This is a genomic window from Micromonospora reichwaldensis, from assembly GCF_031845925.1.
Lineage (GTDB): Bacteria > Actinomycetota > Actinomycetes > Mycobacteriales > Micromonosporaceae > Micromonospora > Micromonospora reichwaldensis.
In genome coordinates, this window is record NZ_JAVRFL010000008.1 from 37,410 (window position 1) to 62,542 (window position 25,133).

Consider the following 25,133-nt stretch of genomic DNA (forward strand, 5'->3'; position numbering starts at 1 on the left):
TTCTCGACGGTGCCCCGGCATTGCACGGCGCTGACTCGACATCCGTCCGCAGTGGCCACGAGATCACTCTGAGTGAAGCTCACCCCTGGGCGGGCGGCAAAGCTTAACGGTCTCCGGGAAGCGTTTCACCTGCCTGTCGGCTGGACGCGTCCACGGGCGTCGCCGTGGACGGGACGCGTTCCGCCGCTGGGTGGGGCGCTGGCGTGGGGGCCGGGCCGGCAGGGAGGTTGACCAGCGCTCAACTGCTGCCCGGCGATCGTTCAGCTGATTAGTGGACTCTCGCTCCGATCTTGATCACTATAACCGTCAGCGGCACAATGGCCGCTGGGTTCGGTGGAGACAGCAGGGGGCGTGGATGGAGTTCCATCAACTGGGCCGCAGCGGCTTGCGTGTGTCCACGGTTACTCTGGGTACCTTCAACTTCGGCGGTCCGACCGACGAGGCCGCGGCAGAGGAGATCATCCACACGGCCCTCGACGCCGGCGTCAACCTCGTCGACACCGCCAACGCCTACCAGGACGGCCGCAGCGAACAGATCCTCGGCAAGGCCATCCGTCACCGCCGCGACGACGTCCTGATCGCCACCAAGTGCTACAACGAGGTCGGCCCGGGACCCAACGACTGGGGCAACTCCGCGTACGCCGTCAAGCGCGAGTGCGAGCGGTCCCTGCGTCGCCTGGGCGTCGACCACATCGACATCTTCCACCTGCACCGGCACGACCTACGGACGCCCGTCGAGGAGACCCTCGGCGCCCTGGCGGACCTCGTGCGGGAGGGGAAGATCCGCTACATCGGCACGTCCACGATGCCGAGCCCGGAGGAGATGGCCGAGCAGCCCGGCCTCGGCGTGGTGCCGACCTGGCGTCTGGTCGAGATGGCCGTGCTGGCACGCGGCTCGCTCGGCACGCCCGGCCCGATCGCCGAGCAGTCGCCGTACAACCTGCTCGAACGCGAGGTGGAGCGGGACATTCTCCCCATCTGCCGCGAGTACGGCGTCGGCTTCGTCGCCTACAGCCCGCTGGCGATGGGTTACCTCAGCGAACGGTTCCTCGGGGAGCCGCCCGCCGACGCCCGCTTCACCGAATGGTGGTCACCGCGCGGCACGGTCTGGGAGCCGGTGCAGCGTGCCCTGGCCGCGCTGCTGGACCTCGCCGCCGAGCACGGGCAGTCGCTGCCCGAGTTCGCCCACTCGTGGCTGTCCGGCAGCAGTGACGTGACCAGCACCATCATCGGTCCCCGGACCCTCGACCAACTCACGCTCGCACTCAGGGCGACAGAGACCGCCGTCGACGCACAGGCCCGTCAGGCGGTCGACGCGATCGTCGCCCCCGGCAGCAGCCTGTGGTTCCGGACCATCGAGCAGGGCCATCGCGGCACACGTGACAGCGAGGAATCTTGAGCCAGGGCATGAACGACCTCACCTCCCGCCGACCCGTCGTGCTGCTGACCGACGACGGTCTGCTCTCGGAATTCTGGGCGTTCCTGCGCGAGCGGCTGGAAGAACGCCTGTCCCCGACCTGCGACATCCGCTACCTCGACGTACGCGAAAGCGACCTCGCCGCCGTCGACTGGGCCGACATCGACGCCGTCGCCCTGTTCGGGGGCGACCTCACCCACGACATGATCGCCGCCGCGACCCGGCTGAAGGTGGTGGCCAGCGAAACCGACACCTGCGGGATCGAGGCCATGGACGCGTTGTGGGACGCGGGCATCCCGTTCGTCGAGGGGACACCCGGCTGGGGCCAGTCGGTCGCCGAGTGCGGGCTGAGCCTGATCCTGTGCGGGCTGCGTCGCATCCCGCAGTGGCACCACGAGGTCATCACCGGCTTCCGTCCCTGGGACTACCCGTACGTGCAGTTCTGCGACGACCCGCGCTTCGCCAACGGCACCGTGGCGGGCAAGACCGTCGGCATCATCGGGGTCGGCGAGATCGGCGGCCGCATCGCCAGCTGGTGCGCCACGCTCGGCGCGACCGTGCTGGCGTACGACCCGTTCCGCTCCCCGGAGCGCTTCGCCGAGGTCTCGGCGGAGTCGGTGGACCTCGACCGGCTGGTGCGGGACTCCGAGATCCTCGTCGTCGCGGCACCGGACACCCCCAGCGTCACCGGCGTGGTCGACCGCGACCACGTCTTCGCCCTACGGAAGGGCGCACTCGTCGTGACCATCACCCGAGCCGCCGCGATCGATGCCGCGGCACTGCGGGAGCGGGTCCTCGCCGACGAACTGGCCTGGGCCGCCGACGTGTACGACGTCGAACCGCTGCCGGAGGGCGATCCTCTGATCGGCAGGCACAACGTGGTCCACCTGCCGCACATCGCGGGGCGCACCAGGGACGCCAACATCGCGGTCGCCGACATCGTCGCCGACGACATCCTGCGCGTGCTGGCGGGAGAACAGCCACGGCACCCGCTGACACCCCAGCGACTGCAGGTCCGGCTCGGCCGAACGCCGGCCGCCCGGCACGGCAAGGACGGTACCGGTGGGTGACCTGGAGAACGGCTGGACGATCAGCGACACGTTCCCGGCCGCCGGGCTGAGCCCGAGCGAGCTGACCGCCGGCCTCGACAGCGCGTACGCGGAGACGACCGGTTGGGACGACCCCACGGTGACCCGGCTCGGCTTCGCCATGTCGGCCCCGCACGAGGTGGCCCTCTCCGCCTGGACCCGGTTCCTGGCTCTCAACAGCAACAACGTCGGAGTGCACACCCCCTTCGGCGCCGGGCGCGCCGGCACCCGGCGGCTCGAACGCGAAGCTCTGCTGGGCCTCGCCGGACTGCTGCACGCCGATTCGGCCGACGGCTACATCACCTCGGGCGCGACCGAGGCGGTGCTCCAGGGACTGCGGATCGGACGCAATGCCGTCCGGGCCGACGCGTCGTCGCGGGTCACCCTCATCACCAGCGAGTTCGCCCACCACTCCGTCACCAAGGCCGCCGAGGTCCTCGGCCTCGACCTGCGCACGATCGCACCCGGCCCGAGCTGGGTCATCGAGCCGGAGCAGCTGGCGCAGGCCGTCGAGGCGGCGGTCGCCGGCGGCGCGACCGGCATCATCGTGGCGCTGACGGCCGGCTACTACAACAGCGGCCTGTGCGACCCGGTCGATCAGCTGGCCGCGCTGCTGCGGCGCCGCGCGGTGCAGCTCACGGATCAGGTGCGGTTCTTCTGCTACGTCGACGCGGCCCACGGCGGCTTCATCTTCCCGTTCAGCGATCCCGCGCTGGCCTTCGACTTCCGCAACGTCGGCGTGCACGCGATGGCCCTGGACCCGCACAAGTCGGGGCTGCTGCCGTACTCGTGCGGGGTGCTGCTCGTGCGCAAGGGCCTGCTGGGGCACGTCACCGAGGCGAGCCCCGTCACCGGGATCGTCGACTCGACCCTGACCGGGTCCCGCCCCGGCGCCGCGGCCGCCGCCCTGTGGGCCACGATCTTCGGCCTCGGCCACTCCGGTTTCACCGCGGCGATCCAGGAGTGCCTGCGTCGCCGGGACCTGATCGCCGACGCGATCCGTGCCGCCGACCCGGAGGCGGAGATCCGGCCGGCACCCGCCTCGCCCGTCGTCGTGGCCGGGTTCTCCACACCGGACGGGCTGCTGCCGAAGGAATTCACCGAGCGCTACCGGCTCCTCGCGGTCAGCGCGCCCGCGCCGCAGGGCGGACGCCGCAGCTACCACCACTTCTACGCCGGACACAGCCTCACCGACGAGCAGATCGCCCGATTCGCCACCGGCTTGTCCGAGGCGGTCGCGCAGGCCAGGGCCGCACGTGCCAGGCCCGGGCGCGGGAAGACCGACGCCGGTGTGCCGGAGCAGCTGCGGGACATCGCCGCCGACACCGACTGCTTCCGGCACTACATCGTGCACCCGCCGGGCCGCCGCGATCCGGACGAGCCAGGGTATTCCTTCCACACCTTCCTGCACCGCTCCGCCACCGGCGAACCCCTCCAGGTGCGTGAATGGGGCGAGACCGCGACGGGTCGCCAGGCGCACGTCTACGCCCCGGATCTCGCCGACCCGTTCGGCAACGAGCTGTTCGGCGTACGGACCGCCGACTACTACGTCGAAGTGCTCGACCGGTCGCAGCAGAAGCTGTCCCTGGTCGGGGGCGTGCACTTCTGCGTCGGCGCCGGTGACCCCGGCGAGCGGGTGCTGATGAACCTGGAGAGCACGGGCGAGTTCCGGTCGCTGGAGTACAAGTTCGGCGAGGGCGAGTTCACCGACGAGATCCAGTGTTTCCGGGACCGCGTCGTGGTGAAGCTCGGCAAGAGCGCGCGTGGCTTCCGGCGCCGCGCCCACAGCGACGAGTACTCGTTCTCCATCGACACGTCGTTCGAGTGCACCGTCGAACTCGCCGACGACGACCGCCCGGCCCGGTTGGACATGCTCCGGGTCAGCGGCGATCCGCTGCTGCCCCGGCGGACACACCTGCTACGGCAGGAGTACCAGCGGTTCCCGAACCGCTTCTTCGACATCGAGTGCACGGTCGTGGTCGGCGCCCGGTCGAAGGACGCCTGGCGGTTGTCCGACCTGGTCGCCGCGTCGGCGGCGGACGCGCTGGTCGCCCGGTCGGGCCTGGTCGGCCGCTGTGTACCCGACGTGTCCGGGAGCGCCGGCGAGCTTGTCGTGACCACCGCGTCGCTGCCTGCCGGACGGCGTACCCGGATGGCGGTCGACACCGGCGTGGGCCAGCGCATGGCCCGCCTCCTGCCCGTCTTCGACGTCTCCGAACCGGAACGGCTGCGGGTCGACGATGTCGTCGCCGTCGCCGATCACGGCGCCGACCTGATCCGGGCGCACGCGGCGGTACGGAGCACGGACGGCGGAACCGGCACGGTCCTGGCCACCGCGGTCGGGGTCGCGGCATGACCACTTCCTTCATCGGCGCCGACCAGAACGCCGACGACCTCGCCGTGGCCGCGATGGACCCGCTGCGCGCCGACGACGTCCTCGCCGAACTGCCCGCCGCCAACGAGCGCGCCGACACGGCGTGGATGGTCGACGCGCTGGCCGACCTCAGCGCCGGCTTCGATACGGCTGACGTCCACACGGCCCGAGCCGCCCTGCGCGACCTGGGCTTCCTCGCCGCCTCACTCGTCCGGCACGATCCGGACGCCGACCTGCACGGCATCGAGCCGACACTCCTGCGCCTGGCCGCCGTCGCCGACGAGGTCCCCCGCGACACCGTGTACAGCTACACCACGCGCAACCCGGTCGGCCCCCGCCGCCGCGGCTTCCTGCTCAGCGACGAAGAGCACGTGTTCATCGACTCGGTCGTCGCCGCGACCCAGGCGCTGAACCTGGCCGTCGACGGCCTGGCCGCCTGCCGCGACCGCGCCGACCTCGACGAGGACGTGCTCCTCGCCGCACTCGGCCAGGTGCACGACGGGGTCGAGGTCCTGCGCAAGAACCTGCGTACGGTCCAGCGGACGATCACCCCCGACTACTTCTCGCACCGGCTCCGGCCCTACTTCCCGTCGATGGACATCGGCGGACGGTCCTACATGGGTCCCGGCGGCGCCCAGATGCCACTGCTCGTCCTCGACGTGCTTCTGCTCGCGCCGAGCGAACCGGGCCAGCTCGGCGCGTGGCACGACGACTATCTCGTGGAGAACGTGCTCTACCTGCCGCCCACCCACCGGGCGGTGTGCGACGACACGCTCCTGGCGTACCGCAGCGGCAACTCGCCGCTGCTGCGCTGCCTGCTCGAGTCGCCCCGGGTGCGCGCGGAGTACGCCGCGCTGCTCAAGCGCATCCTGCGCTTCCGCTACCCCCACCGCCAGGTGGCCCGGGCCAACATGGCGATCCGGGCCGAAGGCTCGCTGGGCAGCGGCGGCTACACCGTCGAGGCCCTCGACCACCTCATCGAGATCACCACGTCCAAGGCCGCGGTGACGCTGCCGTTGCCCCGACAGCGGAGAGGAAACGCCGATGACCGCGACCGGTAGTGTGGCGGGCTTCGCCCCCGTACGGGTGGGTTCGGTGCGCGGCGCAGTCCCGTCCGTGCCACCCGTCGCCGGAATCGAGGGCCGGGTGCGCCTGCGCTACCCGAACCGGCTCAACGCGATGGCACTGGACCCGAGCAAGGTGCTGCCCGGCGCCGGCTCCTACCCCGCCGGTGAGCTGGTCTTCGTCACCGACCTCTTCACGAGCGTCGAGGTCCAGGGCACGGCGTCCGGCGACGGCGTCGAGATCACCGCCGACAGTGCCCGGCCGGTCCTGGGGCGCCACGCCGCGCTGCTGATGCGCCAGGTCCTGGGCCTCACCGGCGGAATGCGGATCACGATCCGCTCGCACCCGCTGCCTCCGCACGTCGGTCTCGGCAGCAGCAGCGCCGTCCTCTCGGCCGTGGCGGCGGCGATCAACGAACTGTGCGGTCGGCCGCTGGACCACCGGACGCTGATGCGGCTGCTGGTCGACAACCACGGCGAGGAGATCGACGGCAACGACGACGAGATCATGCCGGTCCAGTGCATCGGCGGCTCGGCCGCCGCCGGTCTGGTACCCGGCGCGATCCAGGTGGTCTGCGGGAACGCCGTCGCGCTGCTGGCCGCCCCCGCGCCGGCCGGGCACACGATCGTGCTCGCCGTACCACCGGACCTGCGCAGCTGGGACGCCTCGGAGAGTCTTCGCGCCGAGGCGGAGAACTTCGACGGGTTCCTGGAGACCGGCCGCCGGTACGCGCCGCAGATCGCCTACCGGTTGCTGCACGAGTGCTGGCCCGACCTGGTCACCGGCACTCCGCGCACCCTCGGGCAGCTCGTCTTCGACTACCGGTTCGAGATGGGCAGCATCCGCAACTGCGCCTTCTCGCACCCCCGCCTGCTGGAGTACGCGGCGCAGGTGCGGCAGCTGTTCGAGTCGGGACAGGCCGCCGTGCTCAGCCTGTCCTCGGTCGGGCCGCTCTTCTTCGCGCTCACCGAGCAGCCCGACGCCGTCGCGGCCGGCTTCGAAGCCGCGGGCCTCACCACGTTCCGCGCGATGCCGTGGGACCAGGGCTACCTGATCGACGAGTGCACGGTGAAGCGCCATGCGCGCGACGGGTGACTACTGGAACCGGCCGGACGTGGTGACGGCGTTCGCCACGGCGTCGCCGCCGGGATACCTGGCCGACATCGTGCCGCAGGGCGACCCCGGCGCGGTGGCGCTCGACGTCGGCTGCGGTGGTGGGCGGAACCTGCCGCTGCTGGCCGAACGGGGCTACCGGGTCGTCGGACTCGACCTGCATGCCGAGATGGTGCTGCGCGCACAGGGCGTCGCCCCCGGTGCCGCCTTCTGCCAGGCGGACGTCGCTGCGCTGCCGGTGGCCACCGCGCGGGCCGCGGTCGTGGTGTGTCACGGGGTCCTGCACAATCTGCCCCGGCCGGAACAGGTCTCCGCGGCCATCGGCGAGCTGGGCCGGGCCGTCGCCACCGCCGGCGTGGTGTCGCTGAACCTGTTCAGCGCGGCGCATCTGGACCACCGGCTCACCCCGCTCGCCGACGACCGCCACCGGCTCCCCAACGGACAGGTGATGACGCTGATGCCGCCGGAGCGGATCGCCGCACTCTGCCGTACCGCCGGGTTCCAGTTCGTCGACGGCCCGTTCGAATACCTCCACGATGCCGACCCCGGCCAGCGCTCAGTCTGGCGGGCCGTCCTGCGACCGACGGGGACCCGATGATCCAGAGCGAAGCAACCCTCCTCGACACCGATCCGGCCGAGCTGGCCGATCCGCACGCGCTGGCGGCACGGCTCGGCGTACGCGCCGGGACCGTCCGGCTGGGCCAGACCAGGATCGCGGTGAGCAGCGCCGACCCGCGAGCCATCACGTACCTGCACGACCTGTTCACCCCGGCGAACGACATCTGGGAGCACCTGCCCGACGACTTCTCGCCCTGTTCGCTGGCCGCCGTGAACCTCGCCGTCTCCGACACGTGCTTCGCACGGCTGGTCGAGCACTACGCGGCGCAGGCGGTCCGGCGGCGAGCCGTACATCTGCACGTGGCCGCGCCCGGGATCCGCTACGAGCTGGCCGACGGGACCTGCGCCGTGGTCTCGGAGCCCGACGAGATCGACGGCACCAACCTCGTCGTGCAGTCCCCGCGCGGCCTGGTGTTCGTCACGACCGCGCGCCCCTACGCCCACCTGGCGCTGGCCCGGCACCTGCGCGAGTTCGGCTACCGGCGCGGCGAGAGCGACGGTTGGGCCGGGCTGCACGCGTCCTGCGCGGCCACCCCCGAGGGCAACGTGGTGGTGGTCGGCCGCTCCGGTGCCGGCAAGTCCACCACCGCCCTGGCGCTGGCCGCTGCCTCCGGCTGCGCCTTCGTCGCCAACGACCGGGTCATGGTCCGCGCGGACGGAGAGCAGGTGACGGCCTGCGGCATGCCGGTGCCGATCCGCATCAACGGCGGCACCATGCACGCGCTGGGCCTGAAGGACGCGACCAGCTGGCAGCTGGCCCGCCGGCAGCCGGACTTCGTCACCAGCGACTGGCAGAGCTTCCGCGGAGACTCCAAGCTGAACCTGCTGCCCGTCGAGTGGCGTGCGCGCACCGGCACCCCCCTGGTCCCCTCGGTGCGGCTGGCCGCCATCGTGCTGCCCCGCGTGACGAAGGACTCCGCGGTGCTCAGCGTGCGTCGGGTCGATCCGGACCAGGCGCGCGAGGTGCTCACCGAGCAGCTGATGACTCCGGACGACGACGTGTTCGTCGAGGACTGGCTGCACGCCCGCACCCGCGACCGCGACGAGATCGGCACCATGGCGGGGCGGACGTTCGAGGCACTCATCCGGTTGCCGATCCTGGTCGCCGAGCTCGGCACCCGCAACACGCTGGTGAATCTGTCCAGCGCCATCCGCGAGGCGCTCGGAACGCTGCGTGCCTGACTTCGCCTTCGCCGCGTTCGACCTGGACGGCACGCTGGTCGACGAGCGCGGTGTGCCGCTGCCCGGCACGATCGAGGGGCTCGCCCGGCTGCGCGACCGCGGTCTGACGCTCCTGCTGGTGACGGGACGGTCGACGGTGCTGTTCGAGGCGCTCGGTCTACCCGAGCGCCTCCTCGAACTGTTCGGGCCGCGCCTGCTGCTCGACAACGGCAACGTCGAGTACGACCGTTCCGCCGCCCGGGCGACATACCGCCGCGCGCTGCCCCGCGAGGTGCTGCCGACGCTGCTCGCCGCGGGTTTCACCGAGCTGGTCGCGGAGCTGGACCACCGCTATGTCGCGACGTCCCGGCGGGCGTCCACGTGGTTCGCGATGGCCCACCGGCTGCCCCGATCGTCCATCGAGGTCGACCCGCAGCTCGGCGGGAGGGCGCAGGTCGGCTCGGTGCTGGTGCTGGACCGTGTGCCGCTGCCCGAGGGGCTGTTGGGCGGTGCCGTCGAGGCGATCCCGTTCGCCGGCACCGCGGCGAAGCTGCTGCGGCCTGCGGGGACCTGCAAGACCGCCGCGGTGACGGCGTTGCTGGCCGCGCAGGCCGGTGAGGCCGACCTGAAGCGGGTCATCGCGTTCGGCGACGGGCGCAACGACCGGTGCCTGCTGGCCAGTGCGGCGGTCGGGGTCGCGGTGGCCGACAGCCACGCCGACGCCGCCGCTCGCGCGACGATGCGGCTGTCGGGCCCGATCGGAGACTTCCTGGCCGCCTTCCACCCGGACACGCTCGTCCGGCGTGACCGGCCCGACGTCGTGGAGGATTGCGCGCACTGACGGTCACCAGCGCCCGAGCAGGACCTCCTGGTCGTCCCGGTTGCGCCAGATCCAGGTGGTGCCGGCCGGCACCTCACCGGTCAGGTAGCCGAGGATCGGCTCCCGCTGGTTGTCGCTTTCGAGCTGCCCGATCAGCTTGAGGGCCTCCGGCAGCGGGAAGAACGCCGCCTCGGCGATCTCGTCGTCCTCCGGCAGGGTCTCGCCCTCCCAGTCGTTGATCTCGAACGCGATCGCCAGTGCCGACGGGTACCGCTCGGAGTCGATGTGCATCACGAACGCGGTGGCGACCGGGTCGCCGACCACCAGGCCGGTCTCCTCCTGCATCTCCCGCCGCAGCGCCTCGTGGAAGACCTCGCCGTCCTGGACGCCGCCGCCGGGGAGCGACCAGAGCATCTCGCCGTTCGCGCCGAGGCTCTCCCGCACCAGCAGGATCTCGTCGCCTCGCCGGACGATGCCGATGACGAGCTGCACGCGAGAAACAGGCGCCCGCGTCGGCGCTTCAGATTCAACAGAGGTCATAAGCAGAGAATCCTACTGGTCCGCCCGGCGGTGACACTCCCCGGGCGTGCCCGTCGCCGGTGCCGCGTCGGGCGATGACCGGGGGTGATGCCGCATCGGGGAAGCACTCCACCGCGGCTCGGCGACAGCTCGTGTACGGTCGACCCTGCCGTGCATGGTTGCCGACCGAGGAGGTGAGTCCGATCAACGCTGTGACAGGTCGGGACTCCCTGCCCCGCATGGTCTAGGGAGCGCCCGCACAAGGCACCCCGAAAGGCCCGCGTTCCCGATGCACATTCACGAAGAGTTCTTCACCGTCGGCGGCGTTCCCGCTGTCAGGTGGACCCCGGACGACGACACCACCGCCCCCCGCCCGCTGATCCTCCTCGGCCACGGCGGCGGCCAGCACAAGACCGCCCCCGGCATCCTGCACCGTGCCCACCGCTTCGTGACCAGCGGATTCACGGCCGTCTGCGTGGACGTTCCGAACCACGGCGACCGGCCGACCGACGACCGTTACCAGCACATCGCCACCGAGATCCAGGCCCGCGTCGACTCCGGCGACGAACTGGCCCCGCTGCTCGCCGAATTCCAGGCCCTGGTCGCCGAGCAGACCGTCCCGGAGTGGCAGGCCGTCCTGGACCACCTCGGGTCGGAAGCCGTCGGCTACTGGGGAGTGTCGCTGGGATGCGGGCTCGGCGTGCCGTTCGTGGCCGCTGAGCCCCGGGTCCGCGCGGCGGTGCTGGGCCTGGGTGGCGCCGCGGCCCCGGCTTCCGCCGCAGCCGCCGCACAGATCACCGTGCCGGTCGAGTTCCTGCTCCAGTGGGACGACGAGCGGGTGCCCCGCGAGCAGAGCCTGGCCCTGTTCGACGCGTTCGGCTCGGCCGAGAAGACCTTGCACGCCAACCCGGGCCGCCACGGCGACCGGCTCCCGGAACATGAACTGGACAGCGCGGTCCGGTTCTTCACCCGGCACCTCATGCCACGCTGACCGGCATCGCAGCCGCCGACGTCCCGCTCGATCGACACTGCGGCAGCAGCCGGTCGAACGGGGCCTGGTGGATGACGTCGACCTGCGCCGACTGGCCGACGACGACCGCCACGCCGACGGGTCCGACCGGTCAGAACGGGGCGTCCACCGGGAGTCGACGCACCTGCGTCAGGTAGGGGTCCAGCTCGCCCACCTCGAACCGGCAGGTGCCGATGACGTGCCAGAACTGACCGCCCGGATCACCGTCCAGCTTGTAGCGCCCGTCCGGGCTGACCGCAGCCCAGCCGTCCGGCAGGCCGATCAGGGTGGCGCGCAGCTGAGCGTGCTCCGGGTCCACGACGTCCCAGAGCCGGACGGTGCCGTCGTCACCGGCGCTGGCGAGCATGCTGCTGTCCGGGCTGAACGCCACCGACCAGACCCGCCGGGTGTGCGCGGCCAGGGTGCAGTGCAGCCGACCGGTGCCCGGATCCCACAGCCGGATGATCAGGTCGTCCCCGGCGGTGGCGAGCAGCGCGCCGTTCGGGCTGAACGCGCAGGACCAGAGCCGGCCGCTGTGCTCGGTGAGCACCGCGCGCCGTTCGCCGGTGAGCGCGTCCCACACCACGGCGGTGCCGTCGTTGCTCGCGCTGGCGAGCAGCGTCCCCTCGCTGTTGAAACACACCGCGTACACGCGGTCGGTGTGCAGCTCCAACGTGTGGCGACAGGTCGCGGTGGCCGCGTCCCAGAGTCGGACGAGGTGGTCGTCGCAGCCGGTGGCGATGGCCTCGCCGTCCGGGCTGAACGCCACCGCCCGGACCCGGCCCCGGTGCGGGGTGAGGGTGGCGAAGTGCCGGCCGGTACGCCGGTACCACAGTCGGACCGTGTCATCGTCGTTGGCGGTGGCCAGCGCATCGCCGTCCGGGCTGAACGCGGCCGCCCAGACATGGTCGGTCTCCACGTTCAGCTCGCGTTCGTCGACCCCGGTGTCGGTGTTCCACAGGTGCACGCCGCCGTCCCCGCTCGGTGCGGCGACCAGCGGCTCACCCGGACAGAACACGGCGGAGAGCAGCCGGTCGGCCGGGCTGGCGAACTGCCGGACCAGCCGCCCGGTGCGCGGCTCCCACAGCCGCACCACACCGTCGTTGCCGCAGGCGGCCAGCACCTCGCCGTCGTCGCGGAAGGACAGCGAGGTGACCCGCCGCCCGTGTCCACGCAGGGTGTGCTGAAGCTGCCCGGTCCGCGCGTCCCAGAGGCGGGTGGTGCCGTCGTTGCTGCTGGTCGCCACCTGGGCCTGGTCCGGCCGCCACACCACCGGCCAGACCGAGCCGCGGTGCCGACTCAGCTCGTGCCGGAGCTGGCCGTCGGCGGTGGTCCAGAGCTGGATCGCGCCGTCGCTGGCGGCCGTGGCGAGCATGGTGCCGTCGGCGTTGAACCGGACGCTGTAGATCGCGCCACGCTGCCGGTCCAGCACCCGGACCGAGCGGCCGGTCTCCACCTCCCACAGCCGCAGCGCGCCATGCGTGTCGCCGGTTGCCATCAGCCCGCCGTCGGGGTGCACGTCGAGGGCGTAGACGTCGGCCTCGTGGCCGCGCGGCTGACGCAGCAGCTCCCCGTCGGCGGCCCGGCGGATCCACACCCGGCCGTGCTGTCCGACGGCGACCAGCGACCGACCGTCCGGGGTGTGCACCACCCGGTAGACCACCTCCGGCTCCCGCACCTCGAAGGCGAGGTCGCCCGAGGCGACGTCCCAGCCACGGACCGCGCCGGAACTGTCCACGACCACGACCCGCCGCCCGTCCGGGCTGAACGAGGTGCCCCAGATGGGCGCGGCGTGCCCGGGCCACTCCTGGAGCAGCCGGGCGGTCCGGGTGTCGTAGAGCCGGACCACACCGGCCGCGTCGCCCACCACCAGCCGGCCCCGCGCGCCGTCGGTGAGCAGCGGCCACACCCAGCCGGCGAAGACGTCCTCGATCACGTGCCGCACGTCGCCGTGGTCCGCGTCCCACAGTCGTACGCTGAGGTCGGCCGAGCCGGTGACCAGGTGGTGCGAGGCGGCGTCGTATCGGACCGCGTACACCCGGCCCCGGTGGCCCTGCAGGGTCCGCACCGGAAGGCCGGTGGTGGTGTCGCAGATCAGCACCCCTCCGTCGTCGCTGCCCACGGCGAGCACCGTGCCGTCCGGGCTGTACGCCGCCGGCAACGGCAGCCGGCCCACCTCGAAGCCGTACGAGACGCCCACGGCGGACGGGGCCAGGCCCGGTGTCACCGGACGGCCCGGGGCGACCACGGCGCCGCGCAGCTCCGGCGCGCGCAGCAGCGCCGGGTGGGCACTCACGTCGATCAGCGCGGCCCGGTGCCAACTGCTGCCGGCCACCCGCACGTCGCGCAGGTCGGCCCGGAACAGTCGGGCTCCGGCCAGATCGGCCCCGCTCAGGTCGGCCCCGGTGAGGCGAGCCTGGTCCAGGCGGGCGCCGCGCAACCGGGCGTGGGTCAGCCGGGCCCCGGTCAGGTTGGTGGCGACCAGGCGGGTGTCGGTCAGGTCCGCGCCGGTCAGGTCCGCCTCGGCCAGCTCCCGGTGGGACAGGTCCTCACCGCGCAGCACCGCGCCACGGAGGTCGGCCCGGTCCGGCAGCCGCAGCCGGGCGCTGAGCCGCAACGCGTTGGCCCGAACCGTCTCGCCGGCCGCCTCGTCGCCGAGCACCCGCGACGTCCAGGCGGTGCAGCGGGCCGGGTCGGCGAGGTCGCCGAGGAACTCCACGGCCAGCGTCGACAGCGGACGCGCCGCCAGGGCCGTCGGCTCCTCGCCCTCATTGAGCTGGGCGGCGGTCCCCGCGGCGACCAGCCACTCCATCACGGAGGTGTGGATGAAGCCGAACAGGCCGTCGTCGGTGCGGACCAGCAGACTGCCCGCACCCACCGCGTGCGTCGCCTGCGATCCGGAGAGCTGGGACTCCGCCAGCCCGGCCAACTGCCCGGCGGTCTCGGCCAGCTCGGTCAGGCGCAGGTACGACTCCCCGCTCTCCCAGAGCTGGAAGGCCAACCGGCTCACCGCGCGCCACAGCTCGGGACGGCGCAGGCTGACCGGCACACCCGGCACGCCCTGGGTACGCCGCTCCTCGAAGTCCAGCCAGGCTTCCAGGATCTCCCGGTAGAGCGCGGCAGCGCTGAACGTGCCGCCCGCACCGGCAACCGCGGTCAGCCGTCCCTCGTCGAGGTTGGCGATGAAGCCGAGCATGCGCGGGTTACGAGAGAGACCGAGCAGGTCCCGCACCCCGCCGAGCAGGTTCATCCGCTCCCGGGCCGCCTGCTCGTCGCCGCCGTAGCGGTGCCGCAGGAAGGTCTCGATCTGCCCGGGGGTGAAGTCCTCGACGGCCAGTACCCGCCGGTGCGGCAGCATGCCCACCCGCTCACCGAGGGCGGTGAGCACCTGCGAGTTGGTCTTGAAGTGCTGGGTGCGACTGCTAACGATGATCTTGGCGTTCCCCTCGGCCGCCTGGAGCAGCGTCTCCAGGTGGTCCGCCGCCCGGTCGTAGGTGACCCGGGCCACCAACTCGTCGAAGCCGTCGAAGAGCAGGACGATCCGCCCCTGCCGGAGCATGTAGCGGAACGCCTTCAGGTCGATCACCTGCTCGCCGTGGTTGGCCAGGTGCGCCGCGACCAGCCCGTCGACCGAGTGCGCCTTGTCCAGCGCACGCAGCTCCACCAGGATCGGGATCAGGTCGGGGGCGGCCGTCGGCAGCCGGCGGGCCACCTCGCGCAACGCGAACGTCTTGCCCCGGCCGAAGTCGCCGAGCACCAGCACGAACCGGCCGTCCGGCGCGGCGGCGAACTCGAGCAGCTGGTCCACCACGTCCTCGCGGACCTGCTGGTCGGCGCCGACCAGGTGGCGGTAGCGCTGCGGCACGTACTGGCCGGGCGGGTAGAGCCGGTCGGCCTGCAACCGGGCGGTCTGCGTGGCCACATACTCACGCAGATCGAGCAGCCCCTGGAACTCGGTCAGGTGCAGCACCCGTACGCCGCGCCGCTGGGCCTCCTCGGCCAGTCCGCGCGGGACCCGGTCGCCGTCGTAGACCAACTCGGACGCGATGTCCGGGTCGGTGGCGTGCACCCGCCGGGCGAAGTGGTCGAGGTCCGTGGCGGTCGGGGTGCCGACGTACGCCCCGACGCGCTGCTGCCGGACCACCCCGTCGGCGCGGTAGGTGACGAACAGGTGCGGCGGCTCGACCGTCACCCGACGCACCAGCACCCGGTCGTGGCGCGCCTCGCAGACCTCGGCCAGCCGGTCGAGCAGCCGGTCCAGCGGCGCCACCGGAAGCGCGGCCGGCGTGCCGGCCGACACGTCCCCGACGGCTCTCTCGGCGGAGGTGGGCTGCCGCGGGTCGGGAATCTGGGCCGGCCCGACCGCACCGAACGTCGCCTCCGCGCGCGGCCAGCGCACGGCCGTCGACTCGCCCACCTCGCGCCGGTCGTCGCGGCCGAGCACCCAGCGGGTCATCCCGTCGGCGGCGAGCCGGAGCACCTGCGCCCGGCCGTCGCGGGACGCGGTGGCCAGCGGCACCACCGGGTCGACCTGGGCGCCGGTCGGCACGGCGTCGGAGAGCAGGAGGTCGAGCATGGGCCCGAGCAGGCGGTTGAACGATCCCCGGTCGCGCAGCGTCACCCCGTCCGGGACCGCGATCTCATCGGCGTACGGGGTGCGCGGGCCGGGAACGTGCGCCATCGCGCCCAGCCGCAGCCAGCCGGACTGCTGGTAGTGACGCAGCCGCTGGGCGAACCAGGTGGACTGGGCCTCGCCGAGGAAGCCGTAGCGGTCCTCCTCGCGGTGGGTGACGGCGACGGTGGAGTTCAACCCGGCCACCACCACCCGCAGGTCCGGCACCGGGAACAGCGTCCACGGTTGCTCGCTGTCGAAGAGCCGGTCCTCCAGACCCTGGTAGAGGTCGTCGAAGAGCCGCGCGTAGTGCCGCCACTTCGGCCAGTACGGCGGCTGCGGGTCGACGTCGTCCGCCTCGCAGGTGGCGAAGTACGCGCGGCTCGCGGCCATGGTCACGTCGCGCGGGCCGGGCACCACGACCAGGCGGTGCGGCTCCAACCCGAGCAGCACCCGCAGCCCGGTGAGGAAGCTCAGCGCGTCGGAGAACTCGCGAGGGCTGCCGGACTCCGTCAGGTTGCCCGCCACCACCAGCAGGTCGGGTCGGGGGACCTCGTCGTTCATCAGCAGGGTCAGATCACCCATCAGGTGTTCCTGGAGCTCTCCGGGGGTGACCGGGGCGCCCGGCTCGATCATGCCCCGACCGAACCGCGGCCCGGTCACCTGGAGCACGGTCAGCGCCGTCCGCGCGGTCGGCACCGTCGCCGGGGCGGTGGGGAACGGTGGCGGGTTGATCGGCGTACGGCGGGCCCGGCGCGGCGCGGGCGGGCCGGCGACGGGGGCGGAGAGCACCCCGGCCGGGTCGGCCGGATGGTGCGGGAAGGCGGGTTGCCGGACGGGCTTCGCGCGGCCGTCGAGCGCCTCCCGGATCCGGTCCAGCACCCGGGAACGCGCCTGCACGGGGTCGGTGACCCCGACCAGGTCGACGTACGTGATGGTGGCGAGCAGGCCGTCGATCGGGCAGTCCTCCACCCGGACGGTGACCAGTTTGTTGCCGGTGCCGTCCGGATCGGCACGCAGCGCCGCCTGCCACTCGAGCTTGCCGTACGTCGAGTGCAGGTAGCGTTCGGACAGGACGGCCACCACGACCGCGGCCTCCCGGACCCCCCGGTCCATGAAGTCGATGAAGTTGGTGCCGGCCACGAAATCCCACGCCTGGAGCATCGTGCGGTAGCCGGCGGCCTCGAACTCCCACGCCAACCACGTCGCCCAGCGCTCGTCGGCGGGCGAGTAGCTGACGAAGAAGTCGATGGGGCGGTCGGACCGGGTCGGTTGCGCGCCTACAGCCACCCCGCCATTATGACCACTCAGGGTCAACCCGTCGCCACCATGCGCGGTCGGGTCGGTCGCGTCCCGGCGCGCGACGGTGTGCGAGGATCGTGCCTTGTGGACACCACCGGCCAGTCGCCGTCGGCCGCCCCGGACCGATCCTCCTGGGGTCGGCTGCACGTACTGGACTGGATCGCGATCGGCCTGTTCGCAGGCGGCGTCCTCTGCGTCCTGACCGGCCTCCTCCCCCGCGCGGACGCCGAGGCCACCGTACGCCGGATCCTGCCGATCCTGATCTTCCTCGGCGCCGTGGTGGTGCTGGCCGAGCTGACCGCGGTGGCCGGGGTCTTCGACGCGCTCGCCGCCCGGATGGCGATCACCGCGCGAGGCGACTTCCGCGCGCTGTTCTGGCTCTGCGTCGGGTTCGCCTCCGTGACCACGATCGCGCTGAACCTGGACACCACCGCTGTCCTGCTCACCCCGGTGATGATCGCTCTGGCCCGCAAGCTCGGTGTGCCGCCGGTCCCGCTGGCGATGACCACGGTCTGGCTGGCCAACACGGCGAGCCTGCTGCTGCCCGTGTCCAACCTGACCAACATCCTGGCCAGCGACCGGATCGGGCTGGCCCCGCTGCCGTGGGCGGCCCGGATGTGGTGGCCGCAACTGGTCGCCATCGCGATCACCATGCTGCTGCTCTGGTGGTGGTACTGGCGGCCGGCGCGGACCGGCGCCGACCCGTTCGTGCCACCGCCGCCGCACGTGCCGTCCGACCCCGTGCTCTACCGCACCGCGCTCGTGGCCTGCCTGCTGTTCGTCGCCGGGGTCCTCGCCGAGGTCGAGATCGGAATCGCCGCCGGGGTCGCCGCCGCGATCCTGGTCGCCGGATTCGTGGTCCGCGCCCGGGGCAGCCTGAGACTCCACCTGGTCCCCTGGCGGCTGCTGGTCTTCGTCACCGGCCTGTTCCTGGTGGTGCAGACCATCGGTCGGCACGGACTGGACACCGTCATGGGTGCGCTGATCGGCGACGACCCCGGGGCCGAGGGCGCGCTGCGGGCCGGCGCCGTCGGCGCCCTCTTCGCCAACGTGGTCAACAACCTGCCCGCGTACGTGGCCGGGGAGGCGGTCATCGCCGTGCACCACCACACCCAACTGCTGGCCCTGCTGGTGGGCACCAACGTCGGCCCGCTCGCCACCCCGTGGGCGTCGCTGGCCACGCTGATCTGGTATGAGCGTTGCCGGGCCGCCGGGGTCGCGGTCCCGCTGGGGCGGTTCGTGGCCACCAGCGCCGTCCTCGCCGCACTGGCCACCACCGCCAGCGTCGCCGCCCTGCTGGTCACCCCGCCGGGCTGACCGGCCTCACCAGCCGACAGTGGTCAGGCTGATCGGCGTGAGATGGCGGACCTTCGGCTCGATCCACTGTGCCGCGGTCACCAGCTTGACCAGCCGGTCGATCGTCTCCGGCGGGCCGGCGACGAAGCTGCGCCGGTCGGCGGGGCGCCCGTAGCGGTCGTCGAACCAGCCGCCGTCGAGGGCCCGGACCACCATGCCGGCCTCGGCGGCCAGCAGCATCCCGGCCGGCAGGTCGACCGCCTCCGGACGGTAGCCGACGATGCCGTCGATGTCGCCCCGGGCCAGCATCACCCAGGACAGCAGCGGCGCCCACAGTTGCAGCACCCGCCGGGCGGTGGAGTCGAGCACCACCTTGAGGGCCCGGGCGGTGCTGTCGTCCCGGCGTACCTCGTATCCCTGGGTCCAGGCCAGCACCGGCGCCGGCGGCACCGGCCGGTGCCGCGTACGCAGCGGCTGCGCCGCCGGACCGTCGACGTGCACGAAGGCGCCCTGACCACGAACGGCCGACCAGGTGCGGCCGGCGACCGGGTCGTGCACCACCCCGAGCACCGGCGAGCCCCGGTCGCAGAGTGCGATCCCGACCACGTACGTGGGCAGCCCGATCGCCACGTTGTTGGTGCCGTCGAGCGGGTCCACCAGCCACGCCCAGGAGTCGTTGGCCGCGTACTCCCCGCCCTCCTCGGCGATCACGCCGTGCTCCGGCCAGCGGGCCCGGATCCGGCCGACGATCAGCCGCTCGGCGGCCAGGTCCAGGTCGGTGACCAGGTCACCGGACGCGCTCTTGGCCCGAGCGCGCAGCTCGCCCCGGGTGCCCCGGCGCACCAGCCGCCCGGCGGCCTGGGCGGCCTCCACCGCGAACCGGTGTGCGTCCCGCAGGTCCGGCCCGGGTCTGCCCGGCTCCACGTCCATGGTTCCTCCACCCCTCAGCCCCGTGCCACCAGTCGAGCGATCTGCCGCGCCATCCGAGCGGTCTCCGCCGCGCCGCAGCGGTCCCGGCGTATCCGGTGGCGGTGTCCGCCCACGGCGCCGAGGCTCAGGTCGCAGAAGCCGGGCGCGGCCCGGCCGAGCACCACGGTCACCGCCGGCTGCCCCGGGTCCACCTCCGAGGTGTGGAAGCCGCCGGCGCGCAGCGCGTACGAGCTGCCCGCGCCGTACGTCTCCACGGTGACGGTCGCCGCCGTCACCAGCCGGTCGGTGGCCGCCAACTCGTCGACGTCGCCCCGGCTGTGCACCTCGTACACCCGCCAGGCGGGGTCGGCGGGCGCCTCGGTCACCTCGATGAGCTCGTTGCGGACCCGGCCGTGCAGCACGTGGCTGAGCAGGTCCCAGCTGTGCGAGTGCACGGTGGACGTGGTCGGTGGGACGGTCGGCGGCTCGGCCGGCCAGGCGTGCACGCAGATCCCGTCGGCGCCGGTACGGCTCACCGGCAGGCAGGTGAACCCGAGCGGGTGCCGTACGGCCAGCAACGGCCGCTGCCCCTCGGCGACGTCGTCGAGGACGCCCACCACCCAGTCGCGGAGCAGCTCCGGCCGGGTGCCCCGGTCGATCTCACGTTCGAGGTCGGCGTAACTCATCATGCGTACGGGTTCCTCGCCTGGATGGCCCGGCTCACGATGTCGGCGACCTCGCGGTCGCCGAAGGACCGGGGCAGTGGCAGCCCGAGCGCGGTGAACAGGCGGCGAACCTGCTCCACGGAGGGCTCGTCGTCGAGCCTGACCTGCCCGGCAGCCTCGATCGGCACCCGCCGGCTCTGTTCACGGCTGTACTGCAACTCGATGTTGTAGCGGTTGTAGTAGAGCTCCCCACGGTCGATCCTCAGTGCCGGGGTCTGCGGATTCTCCTGGGTCACGATGACGCAGCTCGAGGAGAGGTCGTAGCGGAAGGTGGTCATCTGCGCGGAGACCCGGACGTCGATGGTGAGCAGCCCGGAGCGCTGCCGGTGCCAACAGGCGGCCAGCACGGTCGCGTAGGACTCCTTGCGGGTGCGGTCGACGGTCCACCGCTCGCCTGGCTCGTCGGGGGCGAGGCTGCGCCGGAACCGCGCGTACCGCTCGCAGACCTCCTCGTCAGTCGGGTCGATGATCTCGATGGCGAAGTGCAGGGTGGCGTTACGCCGACGGGCGTGCTCCAGGCAGTCGGGCAGGGTGACCGCCCGGGTGTAGGTGCCGGTGCCGCCCTTGAAGTTCCACCGGTCGGTGTGCCGACGGGCCTCGGCCAGGGCCTGCCCGACCTCGCTGCCGTGCAGGACGCGGACCATGGAGATGCTGTCGATCGCCTCCCGGGCCCGGTTCAGCGCCCCCTCCGGACCGGTGATCTCGCCCATCTGCGGCACCAGCTCGGCGAGCCGGTCCCGGGTGTCCCGGATGACCTGCCGCACCTCGCGCTCGGCGGTCTCCCGGCGCAGCCGGTCGCGCAGCAGCGCCTGGGCGAGCAGGCCGAGTACGAGCAGGATGGCGCTGTTCACCACGTCCTGGCTGACGCCGTTGTTGAGCCCGAGGGTCGCGACGGTCAGTGCCAGGAGCAGCCCGATGAACGCGTCGAGATTCCTGACGACCCAGGTGAGAAGGCCGGCCATGACATCTCCCGGTCGACGACGGAGCCCTCATGATAGCCCTATGTCAATGCCTGATCACGCACCGCTCCCGAGTCCCGCGCCCTGCGGCGAAGGTGGCTCGTCCAGCCGCCGGGCGGCGCAGATCAGCGAGCCGCCGAGCCCCGGCGCGAGCCGGGCGAGCAGCCGGGAGGTGACCCAGCGTCCGCCGGGCAGCCGCCACCCGACGTGGTTGGACCGCAGCGCCAGCGGTGCGAACCCGGCCCGCCGCAGCACCCGCCGCAGCAGCGACGCGGTGAACGGACGAATGTGCAACCAGAGGTAGGGGTGCAGCGGGTCCACCTGGCGGGGTGCGCGGCCGACGAGGAACGCCAGCCGGTCCTGGACGGTCGCCAGGTTCGGCGTGGTGAGCACCAGCAGCCCGCCCGGGGCGAGGACCCGGTGACACTCCCGCAGCAACGCCACCGGGTCGTAGACGTGCTCGATCAACTCACCGGTCAGCAGCCCGGAGAAGCTGCCGGTGCGGAACGGCAGAGCGCAGGTGGCGTCCAGGCAGACCGGCAGCGCCCGACCGGCGGCGGCCCGGCGGGCCGCGCCCAGCGCGGCCTCGGCCATGTCCGCCACCACGAGCGGCACGGGCAGCTCCGCCGGGTCGACCGTGCTGCACGGGCCACAGCCCAACTCGAGCACCGGCTCGCCCCCACGGATGCCGTCGACCATCAACCGGGCCGCGACCGCCCGGCGGACCCGGTGGTACGGGTCGTCGACGTACCCGTTGACCTGCACACCGTCGTGGTAGCTTCGCCGGTTGGCGCGCCGCCCGTGCGCCTGCGCGCTGCCCGACGGGGCCCCGGTCGGTGGCTCGGCCATCGCACCCTCCGCTGCGGCGCCACCTTCGGCGACGGCGACCACCTCAAGCCTCGCACCACCCGGCGTCGCGTGGCGTGACCGCCGCGACAGCGACCCGCGCCCCGCCGGCGCGGCGGCGGGGAGCGCGGGGCGGCCGAGGGCGCCGGCAGCGGCGGCGGCACGCCGTTCAGCCGCCACCGCTACCGCAGCGTGGCGGCGAACTCCTCGAACCGGGTCGCAGTCGTGTTGCCCTCATTGCGGCCTTCGACCGGGCGCAGTCGACCGGCGCTGAGCGCCTGGTTGAACTCGACGAACAGGGCGGCGAAGTCGGGCGAGAACCCGGCGGTCCCGGTGAGGATCGCCGCCATCTCCTCGTCGGGCAGCTGGACGTACCGGAGGTCCGGGCGGCCGATCGCCGTACCGATCGCGGTCGCCACCTCTGCGTACGTCAGGTCGCGGGGGCCGATCAGCTCGCGGACCACCACGCCGCTCCAGTTCCGTTCGCGCAGCGCCCCGGCGGCGGCCACCGCGACGTCGGCCGTGGCGACCATCGGCACCTTCGCGTCGGGTGCGACGGAGTCGGCGACGACTCCCTCATGGCGGATCGTCTCCAGCGCCGAGTGGAAGCCCTCGAAGAAGGCACCGGGACGCAGGAGCAGGACGTCGACACCGTCCAGCGTCCGCAGTCGCTGCTCCTGCCGGTGCAGACTGGCGATGAATCCGTTACCGCCCGTCAGCTCCGCGCCGATCGAGCTGAGCGCGACCACGCGGCGTACCCCGCTCTTCCGGATCGCCGAGACGATGGCCTCCCCGCGTCGGTCCTGGTCGGCGTGGTAGTCAGGCAGGGTCGGGTCGAAAGCGGTGAGCGTGTAGACCGCGTCGGCGCCGGCGAAGGCGCTCGCCAGGTGGTCGGCATCGCGGGCGTCACCGACGGCCGTCGCGGCCCCCAGCGCGGCCAACTCGGCGAGCCTCTCCGGCGAGCGGCCGAGCGCCCGGACCTCCTCGCCGGCTTCGAGCAGCAGTTCGGTGACCTTACGACCGGTGTTCCCGGTCGCCCCCATCACGGCGATCATGTCAGTCCCTCTCGGTCGGCGTGTCTTGCTACGCGTCCAGCATCGGCTGGGGTTCAGGGACTGGCTATGACTTCCTGTCCGTAGTACATGCTCTTTCGTCCAGATGGTCTGGATCGTCGGTGCGTTGCTCCTGGCACACTTGCGGCATGCCCGACGAACGTGCCCCCTGGCCCTCGGCCGCCGACCCGCTCGGCGAGGCGCTGCACTTCCTCGAGCTGCGGGGTGCGTTCTACTGCCGTTCGGAGTTCACCGCCCCGTTCGGGCTCGAGCTTCCGCCGCTCAAGGACCACCTCTGGTTCCACGTCATCACGCGTGGGAGCTGCTGGCTCGACGCGCCAGGGGCGCAGCCGCGACGCCTCACCGGGAGCGAACTGGCCCTCGTCCCCCATGGGCAGGGCCACCGGCTGCGCAGCGAACCCGGCGCGCCGACGCCGAGCATCTTCGAGCTGGAGCGCGAACGGCTCGGCGAGCGCTACGAGATCCTCCGGCACGGCGGCGGCGGCGAGCGCATCGACATGGTCTGCGGAGCCGTACGCTCCGACCACCCGGCGGCAGGAAGACTGCTGGCCCTGCTGCCACAGATCCTCGTCCTCGACCCGGCGACGGATCCTGCCCGACTCGACTGGATCCAGTCCACCCTGCGACTGATGGCGATCGAGGCCGAGGGCCTGCGCCCCGGCGGCGAAACGGTGATCACCCGCCTCTCCGACGTACTCGTCGTGCAGGCGCTACGCGCGTGGCTGGAGAACGACCCAGCCGCCCGGTCCGGCTGGCTCGGGGCCCTGCGGGACCCACTGATCGGCCGCGCGATCTCCCTCATCCACCGCGAACCCGGCCGGCACTGGACCGTCGCCTCGCTCGCCGACCAGATCCCGATGTCGCGCTCAGCCTTCGCCGCACGCTTCACCGAACTGGTCGGCGAAGCCGCGATCAGCTACGTGACCCGCTGGCGGATGCACCTGGCCGCGACGGCGCTACGCGACGAGGGCGCCACCGTGGCCGAACTCGCCAGCCGCTTCGGCTACCGCTCGGAGGCCGCGTTCGCCCGGGCGTTCAAGCGTGTGGTGGGCTCTCCACCCGGAGCGGCACGACGGACACTTCCCGCCCCCAGCCAGCAGACGGGAAGTATCTCGACCACCTACTCGTCGACGAGTACGGCGACTGGTTGACGTCAGCAGTCTCGACTTCCGCCCATCTGAGCACAGTTCCCCGAGGAATTTCCGCCGCCCGATGGCATCGACGCTGCCGAGCACGCAACCGAGGTCTGAATAAATCAAGGCGTACGCCGCAAGCGTCGAGGTTTAACTTCCACTCACACTCGTCGGACGGCATTGCCAGAATCGATCTTCGGAAGTGTGGGATTCCCGTCACCCGCCGATCCACAGATATGCGGCCTGCGGACTCAACGGTGGCGTGACCGAATTGCGGTTGCGGCAGATTCAGATCCGCGCGGCCACGCCGACATTGCCGCCGACAGTCGCCGCGGACCGATCCCTACCGCCGGCCAGAGGCGCGATCGAACCGCCACCGGGTCGCGGTCATCCCGTCCGCGCCGTAGCCGAAGGCCTGGACCGGGCAGATCCGGTAGAAGGCGTACTCGGGCGATCCGGGCAGGCTCCCGTCGTAGGCCCGGCCGTCCCGGATGTCGAACGACCAGCGGCACTTCGCCTCGAAGGCGGCAGCCACCCGGCGCAGCATGGCGTCGCCGGAAACCCGGTGAGCTTCGCCCTTCACCACCAGGTCGAGGTCCTCGTCGCCGACCATGAGGACACTGTGCGGGTTCCGGGCCAGGTTGCGGCCCTTGCGGGTGTTCGGACGGCTCGCGACGCACGGCACCCCGTCCACCAGCACCAGCATCACCGGCGCGGCGTGCGGATGGCCGTCGGGTCGCACCGTCGACAGCCAGCATTTGGGGGCCGACCGCAGGCACGCCAGCGCCTGACTCCAGGGCTTCAAGGTCGCCGCGTCAGTGCTGAACGGTGTCGCATCCTCCGGCTGGAAGAGCAGCTCAGCGACCGGCGCGTCGACTGTGACGACGGTCTTCCGGGTATGTCGTACTCGTCGTGCAGGCGCCAGCCCTCTGGCGAGTTCTTCCAGGTCTCCTGCCACGCGCAAGGTTTTCAGCGCGGCACGCCAGTCCTCGGTCGGCACGATCAGTGGATGGTTCACGCGGTCCTCCTTTTCGGCTTTGCGGCTGAAGTGGGGAGGGAAACAACAGCCACGTCACTTAATGACATTGACTAAT

The 25,133-nt window shown here is 72.3% G+C and carries 19 protein-coding genes; 11 read left to right on the plus strand and 8 right to left on the minus strand.

Translation table 11 applies throughout. From position 1 onward, the window contains the following. The first annotated feature begins 391 nt into the window (after nucleotides 1–391). Genes RM555_RS08725 through RM555_RS08760 form a run of 8 tightly spaced genes read left to right on the plus strand, consistent with a single transcriptional unit; the run spans nucleotide 392 to nucleotide 9,677 of the window. A complete protein-coding gene (locus tag RM555_RS08725; RefSeq protein ID WP_311411251.1) occupies nucleotides 392–1,399 on the plus strand; it encodes an aldo/keto reductase in 1,008 nt (335 codons plus the stop codon). Beyond that, nucleotides 1,396–2,487 carry an NAD(P)-dependent oxidoreductase gene (locus RM555_RS08730; protein ID WP_311411252.1) on the plus strand — a complete coding sequence of 364 codons (1,092 nt, stop codon included), beginning with the start codon at nucleotides 1,396–1,398 and terminating at the stop codon, nucleotides 2,485–2,487. The genes RM555_RS08725 and RM555_RS08730 overlap by 4 nt, the downstream gene beginning before the upstream one ends. After that, nucleotides 2,480–4,861 (plus strand): pyridoxal phosphate-dependent decarboxylase family protein, encoded by a 2,382-nt coding sequence (locus tag RM555_RS08735; protein ID WP_311411253.1) that lies wholly within the window; start codon nucleotides 2,480–2,482, stop codon nucleotides 4,859–4,861. Before RM555_RS08730 ends, RM555_RS08735 begins: the two co-directional genes overlap by 8 nt. Next, the gene (locus RM555_RS08740; protein WP_311411254.1) at nucleotides 4,858–5,940 is read left to right on the plus strand and encodes a monodechloroaminopyrrolnitrin synthase PrnB family protein; all 1,083 of its coding nucleotides are present in this window, start codon (nucleotides 4,858–4,860) and stop codon (nucleotides 5,938–5,940) included. Before RM555_RS08735 ends, RM555_RS08740 begins: the two co-directional genes overlap by 4 nt. Further along, nucleotides 5,924–7,039 (plus strand): GHMP family kinase ATP-binding protein, encoded by a 1,116-nt coding sequence (locus RM555_RS08745; RefSeq protein WP_311411255.1) that lies wholly within the window; start codon nucleotides 5,924–5,926, stop codon nucleotides 7,037–7,039. Before RM555_RS08740 ends, RM555_RS08745 begins: the two co-directional genes overlap by 17 nt. Further along, nucleotides 7,023–7,655 (plus strand): class I SAM-dependent methyltransferase, encoded by a 633-nt coding sequence (locus RM555_RS08750; protein WP_311411256.1) that lies wholly within the window; start codon nucleotides 7,023–7,025, stop codon nucleotides 7,653–7,655. Before RM555_RS08745 ends, RM555_RS08750 begins: the two co-directional genes overlap by 17 nt. Continuing rightward, nucleotides 7,652–8,857, plus strand: a complete 1,206-nt coding sequence (locus tag RM555_RS08755; protein ID WP_311411257.1) for a hypothetical protein — start codon at nucleotides 7,652–7,654, stop codon at nucleotides 8,855–8,857. The genes RM555_RS08750 and RM555_RS08755 overlap by 4 nt, the downstream gene beginning before the upstream one ends. Beyond that, nucleotides 8,850–9,677, plus strand: coding sequence for an HAD family hydrolase (locus RM555_RS08760; RefSeq protein ID WP_311411258.1), 828 nt, complete (start codon nucleotides 8,850–8,852; stop codon nucleotides 9,675–9,677). Before RM555_RS08755 ends, RM555_RS08760 begins: the two co-directional genes overlap by 8 nt. Nucleotides 9,678–9,680: 3 nt before the next feature. Here the strand turns inward: RM555_RS08760 and RM555_RS08765 are convergent, their stop codons facing one another. Beyond that, nucleotides 9,681–10,148: an NUDIX hydrolase gene (locus RM555_RS08765; RefSeq protein WP_311411259.1), complete on the minus strand. Its 468-nt coding sequence runs from the start codon at nucleotides 10,146–10,148 to the stop codon at nucleotides 9,681–9,683. A 316-nt stretch (nucleotides 10,149–10,464) separates the two neighbouring features. Here RM555_RS08765 and RM555_RS08770 point away from each other — a divergent pair, with 316 nt between their 5' ends. Further along, a complete protein-coding gene (locus RM555_RS08770) occupies nucleotides 10,465–11,166 on the plus strand; it encodes a dienelactone hydrolase family protein (RefSeq protein ID WP_311411260.1) in 702 nt (233 codons plus the stop codon). 130 nt (nucleotides 11,167–11,296) lie between these two features. Here the strand turns inward: RM555_RS08770 and RM555_RS08775 are convergent, their stop codons facing one another. Further along, the gene (locus RM555_RS08775) at nucleotides 11,297–17,086 is read right to left on the minus strand and encodes a WD40 domain-containing protein (protein WP_311411261.1); all 5,790 of its coding nucleotides are present in this window, start codon (nucleotides 17,084–17,086) and stop codon (nucleotides 11,297–11,299) included. A 96-nt stretch (nucleotides 17,087–17,182) separates the two neighbouring features. Between RM555_RS08775 and RM555_RS08780 the strand changes: the two genes are divergently transcribed. Next, nucleotides 17,183–18,415, plus strand: a complete 1,233-nt coding sequence (locus RM555_RS08780) for an SLC13 family permease (protein ID WP_311411262.1) — start codon at nucleotides 17,183–17,185, stop codon at nucleotides 18,413–18,415. Between the two features lie 6 nt (nucleotides 18,416–18,421). Here RM555_RS08780 and RM555_RS08785 read toward each other — a convergent pair whose 3' ends face one another. The 5 genes from RM555_RS08785 to RM555_RS08805 all read right to left on the minus strand — a co-directional run bounded on the left by RM555_RS08785 (nucleotide 18,422) and on the right by RM555_RS08805 (nucleotide 22,888). After that, on the minus strand, nucleotides 18,422–19,324 hold the full coding sequence (locus RM555_RS08785) for an inositol monophosphatase family protein (RefSeq protein ID WP_311411263.1): 903 nt from the start codon (nucleotides 19,322–19,324) through the stop codon (nucleotides 18,422–18,424). Nucleotides 19,325–19,338: 14 nt separating this feature from the next. Next, a complete protein-coding gene (locus RM555_RS08790) occupies nucleotides 19,339–19,992 on the minus strand; it encodes a hypothetical protein (protein ID WP_311411264.1) in 654 nt (217 codons plus the stop codon). Beyond that, nucleotides 19,989–20,990, minus strand: a complete 1,002-nt coding sequence (locus tag RM555_RS08795) for a hypothetical protein (RefSeq protein ID WP_311411265.1) — start codon at nucleotides 20,988–20,990, stop codon at nucleotides 19,989–19,991. Before RM555_RS08795 ends, RM555_RS08790 begins: the two co-directional genes overlap by 4 nt. Before the next feature lie 54 nt (nucleotides 20,991–21,044). After that, complete coding sequence (locus RM555_RS08800) at nucleotides 21,045–21,836, minus strand: class I SAM-dependent methyltransferase (protein WP_311411266.1); 792 nt, start codon at nucleotides 21,834–21,836, stop codon at nucleotides 21,045–21,047. Between the two features lie 179 nt (nucleotides 21,837–22,015). After that, nucleotides 22,016–22,888, minus strand: coding sequence for an NAD(P)H-binding protein (locus tag RM555_RS08805; RefSeq protein WP_311411267.1), 873 nt, complete (start codon nucleotides 22,886–22,888; stop codon nucleotides 22,016–22,018). 146 nt (nucleotides 22,889–23,034) lie between these two features. Here RM555_RS08805 and RM555_RS08810 point away from each other — a divergent pair, with 146 nt between their 5' ends. Further along, nucleotides 23,035–24,057 (plus strand): AraC family transcriptional regulator, encoded by a 1,023-nt coding sequence (locus RM555_RS08810; protein WP_311411268.1) that lies wholly within the window; start codon nucleotides 23,035–23,037, stop codon nucleotides 24,055–24,057. A gap of 325 nt (nucleotides 24,058–24,382) precedes the next feature. On the opposite strand, the gene RM555_RS08815 is transcribed toward RM555_RS08810, so the two are convergent. Next, a complete protein-coding gene (locus RM555_RS08815) occupies nucleotides 24,383–25,057 on the minus strand; it encodes a pyridoxamine 5'-phosphate oxidase family protein (RefSeq protein WP_311411269.1) in 675 nt (224 codons plus the stop codon). Nucleotides 25,058–25,133 lie beyond the last annotated feature (76 nt).

Bases quoted from the DNA above. Each gene is read 5' to 3' on its own strand.
- RM555_RS08740 (WP_311411254.1), top strand. From the start codon at position 4,858: ATGACCACTTCCTTCATCGGCGCCGACCAGAACGCCGACGACCTCGCC.
- RM555_RS08745 (WP_311411255.1), top strand. From the start codon at position 5,924: ATGACCGCGACCGGTAGTGTGGCGGGCTTCGCCCCCGTACGGGTGGGT.
- RM555_RS08750 (WP_311411256.1), top strand. From the start codon at position 7,023: ATGCGCGCGACGGGTGACTACTGGAACCGGCCGGACGTGGTGACGGCG.
- RM555_RS08755 (WP_311411257.1), top strand. From the start codon at position 7,652: ATGATCCAGAGCGAAGCAACCCTCCTCGACACCGATCCGGCCGAGCTG.
- RM555_RS08770 (WP_311411260.1), top strand. From the start codon at position 10,465: ATGCACATTCACGAAGAGTTCTTCACCGTCGGCGGCGTTCCCGCTGTC.
- RM555_RS08785 (WP_311411263.1), bottom strand. From the start codon at position 19,324: ATGGACGTGGAGCCGGGCAGACCCGGGCCGGACCTGCGGGACGCACAC.
- RM555_RS08790 (WP_311411264.1), bottom strand. From the start codon at position 19,992: ATGATGAGTTACGCCGACCTCGAACGTGAGATCGACCGGGGCACCCGG.
- RM555_RS08795 (WP_311411265.1), bottom strand. From the start codon at position 20,990: ATGGCCGGCCTTCTCACCTGGGTCGTCAGGAATCTCGACGCGTTCATC.
- RM555_RS08800 (WP_311411266.1), bottom strand. From the start codon at position 21,836: ATGGCCGAGCCACCGACCGGGGCCCCGTCGGGCAGCGCGCAGGCGCAC.
- RM555_RS08805 (WP_311411267.1), bottom strand. From the start codon at position 22,888: ATGATCGCCGTGATGGGGGCGACCGGGAACACCGGTCGTAAGGTCACC.
- RM555_RS08810 (WP_311411268.1), top strand. From the start codon at position 23,035: ATGCCCGACGAACGTGCCCCCTGGCCCTCGGCCGCCGACCCGCTCGGC.